This is a genomic window from Ohtaekwangia sp. (assembly GCF_036568665.1).
Classification (GTDB): domain Bacteria; phylum Bacteroidota; class Bacteroidia; order Cytophagales; family Cyclobacteriaceae; genus Ohtaekwangia.
Genome location: NZ_DATCSD010000446.1, coordinates 55425 through 67311 on the forward strand (window position 1 = coordinate 55425; position 11887 = coordinate 67311).

At 38.8% G+C, this 11887-nt stretch carries 12 protein-coding genes; all 12 read right to left on the reverse strand.

The window, feature by feature from the left end:
• Positions 1-2: 2 nt before the first annotated feature.
• Positions 3-635 carry an SGNH/GDSL hydrolase family protein gene (locus VIN08_RS26485; protein ID WP_331972210.1) on the reverse strand — a complete coding sequence of 211 codons (633 nt, stop codon included), beginning with the start codon at positions 633-635 and terminating at the stop codon, positions 3-5.
• Positions 635-1663 carry a nucleotidyltransferase family protein gene (locus VIN08_RS26490; protein WP_331972212.1) on the reverse strand — a complete coding sequence of 343 codons (1029 nt, stop codon included), beginning with the start codon at positions 1661-1663 and terminating at the stop codon, positions 635-637. The genes VIN08_RS26485 and VIN08_RS26490 overlap by 1 nt, the downstream gene beginning before the upstream one ends.
• The gene (locus tag VIN08_RS26495) at positions 1650-2642 is read right to left on the reverse strand and encodes an N-acetylneuraminate synthase family protein (RefSeq protein ID WP_331972215.1); all 993 of its coding nucleotides are present in this window, start codon (positions 2640-2642) and stop codon (positions 1650-1652) included. The genes VIN08_RS26490 and VIN08_RS26495 overlap by 14 nt, the downstream gene beginning before the upstream one ends.
• Entirely contained in the window at positions 2635-3441 is an 807-nt protein-coding gene (locus tag VIN08_RS26500) for a cytidylyltransferase domain-containing protein (protein WP_331972218.1), read from the reverse strand. Before VIN08_RS26500 ends, VIN08_RS26495 begins: the two co-directional genes overlap by 8 nt.
• Entirely contained in the window at positions 3429-3881 is a 453-nt protein-coding gene (locus VIN08_RS26505) for a YhcH/YjgK/YiaL family protein (protein WP_331972221.1), read from the reverse strand. Before VIN08_RS26505 ends, VIN08_RS26500 begins: the two co-directional genes overlap by 13 nt.
• Positions 3881-4945 (reverse strand): N-acetylneuraminate synthase family protein, encoded by a 1065-nt coding sequence (locus VIN08_RS26510; RefSeq protein ID WP_331972224.1) that lies wholly within the window; start codon positions 4943-4945, stop codon positions 3881-3883. Before VIN08_RS26510 ends, VIN08_RS26505 begins: the two co-directional genes overlap by 1 nt.
• Positions 4938-5798, reverse strand: coding sequence for a hypothetical protein (locus VIN08_RS26515; protein ID WP_331972227.1), 861 nt, complete (start codon positions 5796-5798; stop codon positions 4938-4940). The genes VIN08_RS26510 and VIN08_RS26515 overlap by 8 nt, the downstream gene beginning before the upstream one ends.
• A 15-nt stretch (positions 5799-5813) precedes the next feature.
• Positions 5814-6815 (reverse strand): NAD-dependent 4,6-dehydratase LegB, encoded by a 1002-nt coding sequence (locus VIN08_RS26520; protein ID WP_331972230.1) that lies wholly within the window; start codon positions 6813-6815, stop codon positions 5814-5816.
• Between the two features lie 3 nt (positions 6816-6818).
• Complete coding sequence (locus VIN08_RS26525; protein WP_331972233.1) at positions 6819-9215, reverse strand: polysaccharide biosynthesis tyrosine autokinase; 2397 nt, start codon at positions 9213-9215, stop codon at positions 6819-6821.
• A 33-nt stretch (positions 9216-9248) separates the two neighbouring features.
• Complete coding sequence (locus tag VIN08_RS26530) at positions 9249-10064, reverse strand: polysaccharide biosynthesis/export family protein (protein ID WP_331972236.1); 816 nt, start codon at positions 10062-10064, stop codon at positions 9249-9251.
• A gap of 221 nt (positions 10065-10285) precedes the next feature.
• Positions 10286-11359, reverse strand: a complete 1074-nt coding sequence (locus VIN08_RS26535) for a DUF1573 domain-containing protein (protein ID WP_331972239.1) — start codon at positions 11357-11359, stop codon at positions 10286-10288.
• A gap of 56 nt (positions 11360-11415) precedes the next feature.
• Positions 11416-11887, reverse strand: a 472-nt coding sequence (locus VIN08_RS26540) for a GDP-mannose 4,6-dehydratase (protein WP_331972242.1), incomplete at its 5' end; no start/stop codon positions are given.

Here is an 11887-nt window from a genome sequence, read left to right on the forward strand (position 1 = left end):
AATCAGATTGTATTCATTAGTATATTATATACATATAAATGTCCAATCTCATTAAGGTGAATATGATCTGACATTATACCTTTTCGGTCAATCTCGTCAAGCGATATAAAACCAGTACCGAAATGCTTTTTTAGTATTTCATTATATTCTTTAACTTTTTTTGTTATTCCAGGCACTACCAGTTCATACTGATCGTTAGTAGGCAGTATTGCAAGACTATAAATCTTCGCACCTGGCAACTGTTTCTTAATCTTATCAAGAAAGGAAGAGAACGTTCCAGCCGGAGTGTATGTCTTCCCTCTCACTTTACGAAGAAACTTGCTATTTCTTTTTACAAGAGGCAAAAAGAACTTCCTTGTGAACCAATTCTTTTCCAACACCATTACCTCAAATTGCGATAGAGATCTTGGTGCACAATCAACTATACCTGACTGTAGAATTACTATATCTGGATTATAAGCTTTATAATACTCTAGCTGTCTATGTAAATCCCTGATCGTTCCTCCTCCAATGGATACCTGATGAACAATAAAAGATTTCTTTAACAATTCAGGCCATGTATTTTGATAAACGCAGGTTTCCGGTTTATCACGCGGTAATGTCAAAGAATCTCCTACTACAAGTATCCTCTTCATCAGTTAATTTCTGAGTTAGCTTTTGAATAATCTGTAGGTAAACCTATATCAATCCAATAATCTTCAAATCGGTATATTTTTGTGGTGAATTCCTTTTTTATAAGGTCTTGAAACAACGAAGGCATATCATAAAATTCTCCTGCAGGGACTTCTTCCAGAATTTCGGGATTTAATGTATATATACCAGCATTTATATAGTTATTCACTTTTGGCTTTTCAACCAGGCTTTTTAAATTGAAATATTCATCAAACTCAACGCATGCATACGGTATCTCATAGGCTTGAGGTTTTATACACATCGTTGCGTGAGACTGTTGCCCGGCATGAAAGTTAAGTACATCTTCAAAATCGATATTGGTAATTATATCCGCGTTGAGAACTATAAATGGATCTTCTATAGACTTACGGTCAATAAGACTCAGCGCACCTGCTGTGCCAAGCCTTTTTTCTTCTTTAGTATATTCAATATTTACATTAAGTTTCTCTCCATTCTTAAAATGATTCTGAATGACTTCAGCCTTGTAATTGAGGCACAACACAAATTGCGTAAACCCCTGAAATTTTAAATTCTCAATAATGTGTTCGAGAATAGGTCTTCCTCTAACAGGGAGCATAGGTTTAGGTGTTTCCTGTGTTAATGCTCCAAGTCTGCTACCAAGCCCGCCGGCCATAATAACTACTTTATTAGCCTTAGGCTCAACCATCAGGTTTTCCAAAAAAACAACATCAACCAGCCTGCCTTGTTCATCGACAATTGGCATGTGTCTTAGATGCATTTGTCTAAGCAATCTTAAGATTTCTCCTTTAGCCGTTTTATTGGAAACCCGTTTGGGATTTTTATTAATGATATGGTCTATATCCAAAGAATTTTGAAGAATGGCTCTTCGTACATCACCATCTGTTACAATACCTACAAGCCGTTGATCTACATCTACCACAGGTAAAATTCCGACACCAGATTTATCAAGCATCTGAATGATTTCATGTACTGTTGTCGCACTGTTTAAAACTAGCTTAGTTACTGACATCTTCAGGTCGTATTATAGTATCAGATTGTATTGCATTCACTAATCGCTTTCCAACTAAATCATCAAGCTTCGAATAACCATCAAATCTTCCCACCATCTTCAATGATATATCCTTGGCGGTTACAATAGAGCCTTCTTTTAGGTTTCCATTAGCTACTGCCATTTTCTGGCGATTCCTATAGTTTACTTCAGCCGGAGTCATTTCAAATGAATCCTTGTAGCTAAATAAAATATCATAGAGCTTATCAAGATTTTCTTTAATCTTCTTTAGCTTCTCAACTCCAATGGCAGATTCGAAATCTACACGAGATTGCCCTTCATTTAGGGTAATGTGTTTTTCAAAAACCGAAGCGCCCATAGCGTACGCTAACGTATTACTATCTACACACCACGGATCATCATAACTACTGTGATCTCCGTAACCTACTTGAACATCAGGATACTCTTTTCGTAAATCCTGAATCTTACGAAGTCGTATATCTTGAATTGCTGAGGGATAAGATTGAAATCCAGTCATGAGAACTCTAAGTTGTTCACCAAAATATTCAACAGCCTCGTCTATCTCTTTTTTAGTTCGCCCTCCTGCACCAAGAATTAAGTCTATTCCTAATTCTTTAATTCTCTCTTTTACCAATTGATCATGATAAGAAACTGAATGCAACTCTATATATCGAATATAATCTTTATACTCTTTCGTCAGCTGAAATGATCCTGTATCCAGTGGCATTACAACTATAGCCAACTGGCGCTGGATTGAATAATCAAAAATTGTTTTCCATTGTTGATATGAAAAAATATATCCTTGCAATTTTTGATAGGCTGGATTACTTGAAGAAATAAGTTCATCGAAGTTAATCAGTACCTGAAATTTTATACCATCAACACCCGCTTCTGCTGTCTTGTCTATCAATTGCAGCATAAAATCCATATCACCTTCATGGTGAAAGGCTGTTTCGGCATAAATAAAAAGTTTATGCATATAAGTTAAGCGATTCTGATTGAGTAATTCTACGATTCATATCCTTTAAAAAATCTTCAAAGTCAATCGTCTTACCATAGGGGAGCTTAATTTGACCAGAAGGCTTTATAAACAAATTAGGAATTGTATTGCGCGAGGATATAGTAAGTATATCATTTAAAGTAATTGCAACAGCCTGTTTATCCCAATATGTCATAATCGCTCTTGTGCGCTCCATATCCTGTGGTGTATCCACTGTCAAACTCATTGTAGACAGATCTTCCGAAAATGGTTTAACAACTCCACACTTAAAATTTTCAGGCTCGAACATAAACAGCATTAGATACTCACTTACCGATGGATCCATCATTGTATAACAACGTTTAAGTGCTTCTCTGGTCATCACCTCTGCAGTTGCACCAATGGGTACATCTATTAATCGTACGTAATCAAGGTTTTTATTCCTCAATAATTGCACTTGCTGATCTATATATTCAACTGCTGTAAATGGATTATCGCCTGTGATTCGGAGAAGCAATTCTGCATCGGTAATATCTCCCACGGCCAACATTCTTTCAATGACATTATCAGGAGAGCCACGATAAACTTTAACATTGTTACGTGCCGCTATATCCTCCATAATATCATCTACAGCCTCGTGAGAAGTACAAATAAAGACTTCATCTATACTTGATACCGACTTCAAACGCTTAATCATAAAATCAAGCATCGTATACTCATTTCCTACACTCCTCAAAACCTTCAGAGGAAGCCGTGTTGAAACGGTTCTGGCGATGATGCAACTAACTACCTTTCCCATTGCTCTCTGACACGAATTTTAAAAACAAGTTTTTCAGTACCTTCCTCTTCAAATTGATTTCTATGAGGTTCATTGGGTAGAATAAAAGCCCAATGTTGTTGTCTCAGTAATAACTCCACATCAACTTCTCCTCTATAGAGAGTAAAATCCTTCTCTGGATCGTATGGATCGGTTACCTCCATATTTCTATAATCCAGTGAAATTTTCATTTTATCTTTCCCCCTTAATGTAAAGTGAAGGTCATAGTTTTTTGTATGCGTTTCATACAAGGCACTGTTACGATTCCAGTCATTCAAACGAATAACTTTTAGATCTCCAGATAATACATGCCACTCTCCGATGTTCGGTAATTCATTTTTTATCAAAAACTGCTGGATATCTGATATGGAAGGTATTACTCCCGCATATCGATGCAAATCGTTTACAGTACCCGTTATCATCAGATCAGCTCTTTAAAAGTGAAAGGTTTATCATGAGCCAGATCTACCTTTGCTGTGCGCCCAATAACTTGATCTAAATATTCTGGTGCTATACCCGTAGCAGGTCTTTTAAAATCAAGATCTTCCTTTTTAATAACCTCCCCTGCTTTAATAGCACGTGTTGTTACGATACTTCTTCTGAAGGATTCAATACGATCTGGCTTTTCCTGAACTTGTATACGTGTAGTCCCCAGTGCTGCATGCACACGTTTTGTCTCACTGCAGATGAGTTTCATTTCTTCCGGATTGGCAGATACTTTATGATCCCATCCTTCCATGTTCTTATCCAGTGTAAAATGCTTTTCGATTACACACACACCTTTTACCACAGATGAAACAGGTATAGTTATACCTAGCGTATGATCGCTGAAACCAATAGGATAGTTTGGATATAAAGTCCGAAGTGTATCGATGTTATTAAGATTTACCTGAAAATCCTGTGGTGGATAGATCGAAATACAATGCAATATTACTATCTGCTTATTACCAGCGTTCTCAATTGTACGTATGGCTTTATCGATTTCATACAATTCACTCAACCCAGTTGATATAACCATAGGCTTTCCTTTTCTCGCTACATAATCCAGGAAAGGATAATTGTTAAGATCCATGGAGGCAATCTTAATAAATGGCGCCTGAAGTTTATCCACCAGAAAATCAACCTCCCCTTTAGAGAAAGGTGTCGATGTACAGTCGATGCCTATCTCGTCTGCAAACTTTTTCATTGACAACAGTTCTTCCTCTGAAATAGAATAGGCATCCACAATAGACTCTAATGTAAAGTCAGTTCGATCGCGATAGTCATCTGCTATAAAATAATTATCATCATACGTCTTGCGCGAAAAAATTGAATCTTTCGACCAGCTCTGAAATTTTACGCAATCAGCGCCTGCTTCCTTAGCTGAAACAATCAGCTTTTTTGCAAGCTCCATATCACCATTGTGATTAGACCCCAATTCAGCAATGATATAAGGCACGCCAAAATCTTTGACTGTTCTTCCCGGTTTTAATGTTATTTCACTCATGTATGTATTCCGTTTCTTCCCACCAAAAGTAATTTATTGTATTATTATTTATATCCTGTAATTTTCTTTCCAAGAAAGCTTTATCAGAATTGATGCGATTGAGCTTTCTTTCAGTTTCCTCCATTAGCGAGTATAGATGGGGAAATAAAGATGACAAGTTTTTATAGTGCTCAATCTTTGTTATCAAAATAGCTCTCAGTCTTTGTTCGTTTATTCTGTGCAATCCTACCTGGTTATTTACATGCTGTCGGTAAAACATTTTTCCTGTTTTCGTAAATACCCCTTCCCTTTCTTGAAGCCACCTATAAAATAAAAACCAATCAATCGCTTTAAGCTGCTGAGGAATTTTAAATTCTTCCAATACCTCTCTGCGTACACTTGTATTGCCTAATCCAACAAAATTATACCGCTCTATATCTGTAACTGAAAAAATGTGACCATCTTCCAGTCGTTTATCCCAATAACCAACTCCGCTTCGATCCTCTGCATGCGAAAAGGGAGACAGATCATTTACCACTACCGGAAATGAAGCCAGGTGTTCACAACATTTAGCCACCCTGTCATTGGAAAAAATATCATCTGTATCCGAAAATATAACATAGGGATGTTGCAGCTTTCGTAGTATCTCTACTCCTACTTCACGCACTGATGCTATTGTTCCGCTTACCGGATATATCTGTATTGAAACACGATCTCTATACGGTCTTAACCAAGATTCAATATCACCTACACTATCAGTTAGTAGTATCAGATCAAAATGCTTCTCGGTCTGATTGCATAACGAATCCAAATAGTCATTGAAGAAAGGTAAATTACCAGGAAAAATCACTGTAAATATGGCAGCCCTTTCCATTGACCAGCTTGATATTTATACGTTGTAAATATCTGCTTTGTAGCGCGCCAGATTTTCCTTATTAGAGAACCATTGTATAGTTTCTCTAAGCCCTTGCTCCAAAGTATATTTAGTAGTCCAAGACGTAAATTCTTTCAATTTTGCATTGCTTCCATACAACCGGAATACTTCACTTTTATCTGGCCTTAACCGTTGCTTATCTTCAACGATTGTTGCTTTCGGGTTTATCTGCTTAATAAGTTCTTCCGCCAATGCACGAATGGAGATTTCTGATTGTGTCGCTATATTAACATCGTGCCCTATTAATTTTTCACTTTCCGCTATTGCTATAAATCCTTGCACAGTATCCTTTACAAAAAGCAAATCGCGAGTAGGACGCAGATCACCCAAGTCAATTGTATTAGCTCCACTCATTAATTGGGTTATAATAGTTGGTATAACTGCACGAGCTGACTGGCGGGGCCCGTACGTATTGAATGGCCTTACAATTGTAACCGGCAGATCAAAACTTCTATAAAAAGATTCTGCTATACAATCGGCTCCGATTTTAGACGCTGAATAAGGAGATTGTGGTTGCCTTGCATGCTTCTCATCTATGGGGATATACTGAGCTGTTCCGTATACTTCTGAAGTTGAGGTTACGAGCACCCTCTTGATCTTTAAATCGCGTGCAGCCTGCACTATATTAAGCGTTCCTTTTACATTTGTATCAATATAACTATCCGGTGAGTGATAGCTAAAGGGTATAGCAATTAATGCCGCCAAATGAAATACAACGTCTACTCCCAGCATAGCTGTTCGTACACCATTAGGATCACGGATATCGCCTGCAAAAATCTCAAGTCTATCTTTGGTCTCTTTAGGAAAACTATCAAGCCACCCCCAACTGTTAAATGAATTATAGTAGACAAATGCTTTCACTGAGGCACCTGCCTCCAATAAACCCTCCACTAAGTGCGACCCGATAAAACCATCAGCACCAGTAACTAAAACCTTCTGGCCTTTTAATACATTCATAAATTATACTTCGTAATAACCTTCTCCGCTCTTATTCTTCTTTATACCGTAACCATAACCATAGTTATAACCGTAACCATAGCCATAACCGTATCCACCATACCCGTAGCCAAGTCCGGATTTTCTCAAATCATTGAAGAGTATACTGATATTGGAAAGTTTACCTGTAGCATAGAACTCTTCCAAAGATTGCAGCGCTGCACGAGGGGTATAGTTTTGTCTGATCACAAAAAGTGTATGATCAGCAAAAGTCGACAGAACAAATGCATCGGTTACGTAACTTAATGGAGGCGTGTCCATAATTACATAATCAAATTGTTCTTTGAGATGATTGATCAATTTCTCCATTGCCGGACGAATCAGTAATTCACTTGGATTCGGAGGCATTGGTCCTCCCGCTATCAAGTAAAGATTTTCAATCTCACTTTGCTGCAGTACTTCTTCATAGCTCGCCAATCCCGATAAATATTGACTTAAGCCCAATGAATTATGAAGGTTAAGATCATCGTATAGCTTAGGTTTTCTCAAGTCCGCTCCCACTACAACGGTACGCTTACCCGCCAGGGCAAAGACTGTAGCTATATTAAGCGTAGTAAATGATTTACCTTCTCCGGGAATAGATGACGTAATCATAAAGACCTGGCGTCCCTGATTACCAGTAAAGTAATTCAGATTTGATCTTAGAGCCCTGAAAGATTCAGATATAGCAGACCGAGGTTTGCGATATACAATCAATGGGTCTTTGGAAATATTGTGACCAACTCCTCCTATAACTGGAACTCTTGTGATCTTCTCTATATCTTCTTTCGACTGAATGCGATTATTGATCAATTCCAGAAATACAAATCCAATAATCGGTATAGCTAAGCCCACCACGAGTGCAATGGAGTAATTCTGAGTTACCTTCGGAGAAATTGCAGCTCCTGCCATAGGAGGATTCACCATAACAATATCCGAAGTGGTAGATGCTTTTGATAAACCAGCCTCAGTGCGCTTTTGCAACAAGAATATGTATAGCGTTTCTTTGAGCGAATAGTTTCGCTGTATAGCAACCAGCTCACGTTCTGTCTTCGGAAGTTTAGACAGACGTTCTTCTACAATACCAATCTGATCATCAATAAACGCCACATTGATTTGTTGTGTCTTTCTACTGTTATCAATCGTTTTAAGAATATCGTTCTTGAGCTGTTGTATCTCACGAAGTTTACTTTGATATACAGGTGCATCTTTAAATTTCTCAGCTCCTCTCCTCTCAACACCCTTAAATACATTTACTTGTATCTGCACTTCAATCAACTGACTTACCAATGTTGCAACTACTTCATCTGTAATGCCCACACTGGAAGGTGTAAATATGCCATCGTACTGTTCACTCTTCAACAACCTTTCAATATAAGAATAGTAATTCTCCAATAATTTGTACTGGAATTTTTGATTCTCAAATTCCTGTAACTTGAGATACAGGCGATTTGTTTCCTCATCAAGATCTGTTATGATATTACGTTTTTTAAAGTTCTCCACCTGATCCTCATATAGCTTTAGAGAATCTCCGATAACGAGAAGTTGCTCATCCAAAAAGCGAATGGCCATAGTTGCCACTTTGTTCTTTTTCTCGATGTCATAGAACTGGTATCGCTCAATAAACCGATTCAGAAATTTAACTTCTTTCATTGGGCTGCTTCCTTGTATGTTTAAGTCCACCACAGAAGCACCTGGCTCGGCCCAATCAATTTTTAATCTTGCCGCATACGACTTTGCTAATGACAAAGGATCAGTAAATTGTACGATGAACGTTTTACCGATTATCTCCGATACTGAACCTATTTCTTCTACGTACAACCTGAATCCATTTATTCGAAGAGTATCGTTAAACGAGAGAGCCGGAAATTCTTTCCCTTTGCTTTCCTGATCCTCTGAAAAGTATTGCAACGTAAACTGTTTGGAATCATTTACCGTAAACAAAAGCGACTTGCCATAAGGCTTCTTCCCCTCATTCAGAATATGAAATTTCACAGGAAAATTTGGATCGTAGTACTCTGTAGTTTTAATATCTCCTTCACGATAAAAAGTAATATCAAACCCCAAGCCTTCCATTACTTCCTGAAGCAATGGATATGATCTCATAATATAAATCTCGTTGAAGAAATTCCGATAAGGATTTAGGAGTTCATTGTTGTATAAAAACTTGGCTCCAGCATTTTCTTCATTTTCTTTTATTAGTATAGAGGCTTTTACCGGATAGATTCTGGCGCTATAGCGGTTAATGAGATAGGCTATAGTTAATGCTATAGCAAGCGATATGATTATGAAATACCAAAATTGCAAAGCACGCGCCAATACGCGCTTGAAATTTATCTCTATACCACCTTTAGGTTCTACAGAGTTTTCATTATTGGTCAAGCCAGATATGATAGGGTTTTCAGCCAAGGGTCTTTATTTATTTGATAAACTGATGATCAGCACAGCAAAGCTAATAGCCGAGGTAATGATGGCCAGATTGCTGGTAAAGTATTTTCTGAACGGACGCTGCTTCAACGGAGGAACGATGATCACATCGTTTTGCTGAACGTAATAAAAAGGAGATTCCAGATAATCTTCTTCTAACAGGTTAACATAGAAAATTTCTGTCTTGCTTCCGTCTTGACGTATAACTTTTACAGTGCTCCTATCTGCCAGTTCTGTTAATCCCCCGGCAAGACCAATTGCCTCCATCATATTAATCCTGGTATTCGTGGAGATAACCGTTTGCTCACCATTCACTTCTCCGAGAACGGTATATCTGAAATTCAACATTCTTACACGCACAACAACATCCGGTATATATTGAGAGGCGATTGCCTTAATTGAATCTTGTGCTTGAAAGATCGTGAGCCCTGCCACTTTTATTTTTCCAAGAACCGCGTACTCTACTTCGCCTTCCGTATTCACAACCATACCATTCAACGCTATGGCCGAAGAGGCGTTCGCAGAATTTCCAGTCGAAGAACGGCTGCTGGTAGAGAGTTTGGACAGGAAATCAAAAACATCATCATCCTTACTTAAGGTCTCGAAGTTCACACTCAAAATGTCAAGTGGCTGAATTCGATATTCCTTAATACTCAGCGCATGCGTGCGTAATATGGTATCTTTGGGGATTTCCTTGCGATGCTTGAGCTCATCATCTTTTTGCAGGTAAACCAGTTTTCTGTTCGGAACGCAGGCGCCTAAAGTCAACATCAATACGCCTAAAACCAGCCAAATTCGATTCATTTATTCGTTTTTACCGTCTTTTGAGGGGGGTAAATATACGCTTATTAAGCCCATTTTCAACCCCGGTTCATCTACTGAATTAACATTCTGTCTTATCCATACGGATGTTCACCTGTTGGTAGTCTAAACCCAACACGCTTCTTTACAAAGAGTTAGCTAAGCATGATATACTAATGGGAAACACTGAGTATGCTACCTTAAGAAGTAAATCTTTGCAAAGCTCAGTTTACATAGGCAGAGAAGGTTAACCGCTGCACTGGATTTCTTGGGTCGTTGGAATAAACCGTTACCGCTTTCTGTTGTGTTCCTTTACGATCCTGCGGTTTGAAATTGATCTTGATGGTACTGCTCTCACCCGGTTTCAGGGTTGGCTTGGTAGCTGAAGCTGTTACGCAGGTACAATTTCCTTGTAGTGATCGGATTGTTAAATCCTTTTTACCACTGTTTGTCACCGTTACTTCGCGGGTTGCTCCTGAATCTGATACTGTGCCAAAATCAAGTGAGTTAATCCCTAATCGCAGTTGTGGAGCTTTTGATAACTCTTCCGGTTTGAGTGGCTCGAAATAATCTTCGAGTGTAGCATAAACAGAGAATGATTTTACAGGATTCACTTCATCGTCTGTTTGTATCTCTACATTATCAGACTGGAATCCATACGCACCTTTTAACTTTCCGTTATAGCTGATTTTCAAATTGCCCTTAGCTCCAGGTGCCAATGTTTTTGGAGTGACTTCCACTTTTATATAGGCCGGGCCTGTAAATTTTCCGCTATAGGTTACTGGCTTGCTGCCACTATTCAATATCTGAAAATCGCGTGCTGTAAATTCATCTTTGCGATATACTTTGCCGAGATTAAACGATCCTGTTTTTAATCGCCAGCTTCCATTCATTGCCTGGAAGTCTGAAGGCTCGGAAGAACCTGCCGCATTTACCTGTCCTTTGATCTGCAATACGAGAGGTGTTGCCTCAAGGTCAGTTGTTACAGTTAATGTTTTTGTGAAGAAACCCGGACGTCCTTTCGGATTAAAGCTGGCTTGTACGTAACCTGTTTTACCCGGAGCCACAACATCTTTCGACCAGCCCGGAGTTGTACATCCACAGGATGCCTGTACTGTTATAATTTTTATCGGGCGATTACTTCCATTGGTAAAAACAAACTCGTGCGTTACCGGACCACCGTCCTCGGCTACATTACCAAAATCATAAATCTCTTCCTTAAACTGCAAAGGCTTCGATTGCTGTGCCGTTGCCTGTAAACCTGCAACTGCTAAAAATAAAAAAAACAGCTTTTTCATAATTGATATCTATTAAGCGCCAGGCGCGACTCATCAAATATATTCCCTATATATACTTACTCGTGATAGTTGAGTACTTTGAACCCACCTTGTCTTAGCAAACTTTCCCGTCTCATCAAAGAGAGGTCAGCGTCTACCATTTCCTTTAGTAGCTTATCTACATCATACTTCGGTTGCCACCCCAATATAGTCTTTGCTTTAGTCGGATCACCCAACAGCAAATCTACCTCTGTAGGCCTGAAGTAACGTTCATCAATAGCAACCACTTCTGTACCGGGCTTCAGCACAAAATCATCGGAAAGATTTTTTACCTCGTCAACAATACCTACTTCATGAACACCTTTACCTTTAAAGACAAGTGTTACACCTACATGGGCAAAAGCTCTTACCAAGAAATCGCGAACAGACGTTGTGGCTCCCGTAGCAATGACATAATCCTGCGCCACAGGTTGTTGCAGAATCAAGTGCATCGCCTCAATATAATCGCGGGCATGTCCCCAGTCGCGCTTCGCTTCCAGGTTACCCATA

What these genes read in the sequence shown, in the direction of transcription:
- VIN08_RS26535 (WP_331972239.1), bottom strand. Translation starts at nt 11,359, where the DNA reads ATGAAAAAGCTGTTTTTTTTATTTTTAGCAGTTGCAGGTTTACAGGCA.
- VIN08_RS26490 (WP_331972212.1), bottom strand. Translation starts at nt 1,663, where the DNA reads ATGTCAGTAACTAAGCTAGTTTTAAACAGTGCGACAACAGTACATGAA.
- VIN08_RS26515 (WP_331972227.1), bottom strand. Translation starts at nt 5,798, where the DNA reads ATGGAAAGGGCTGCCATATTTACAGTGATTTTTCCTGGTAATTTACCT.
- VIN08_RS26530 (WP_331972236.1), bottom strand. Translation starts at nt 10,064, where the DNA reads ATGAATCGAATTTGGCTGGTTTTAGGCGTATTGATGTTGACTTTAGGC.
- VIN08_RS26510 (WP_331972224.1), bottom strand. Translation starts at nt 4,945, where the DNA reads ATGAGTGAAATAACATTAAAACCGGGAAGAACAGTCAAAGATTTTGGC.
- VIN08_RS26495 (WP_331972215.1), bottom strand. Translation starts at nt 2,642, where the DNA reads ATGCATAAACTTTTTATTTATGCCGAAACAGCCTTTCACCATGAAGGT.
- VIN08_RS26485 (WP_331972210.1), bottom strand. Translation starts at nt 635, where the DNA reads ATGAAGAGGATACTTGTAGTAGGAGATTCTTTGACATTACCGCGTGAT.
- VIN08_RS26520 (WP_331972230.1), bottom strand. Translation starts at nt 6,815, where the DNA reads ATGAATGTATTAAAAGGCCAGAAGGTTTTAGTTACTGGTGCTGATGGT.
- VIN08_RS26505 (WP_331972221.1), bottom strand. Translation starts at nt 3,881, where the DNA reads ATGATAACGGGTACTGTAAACGATTTGCATCGATATGCGGGAGTAATA.
- VIN08_RS26500 (WP_331972218.1), bottom strand. Translation starts at nt 3,441, where the DNA reads ATGGGAAAGGTAGTTAGTTGCATCATCGCCAGAACCGTTTCAACACGG.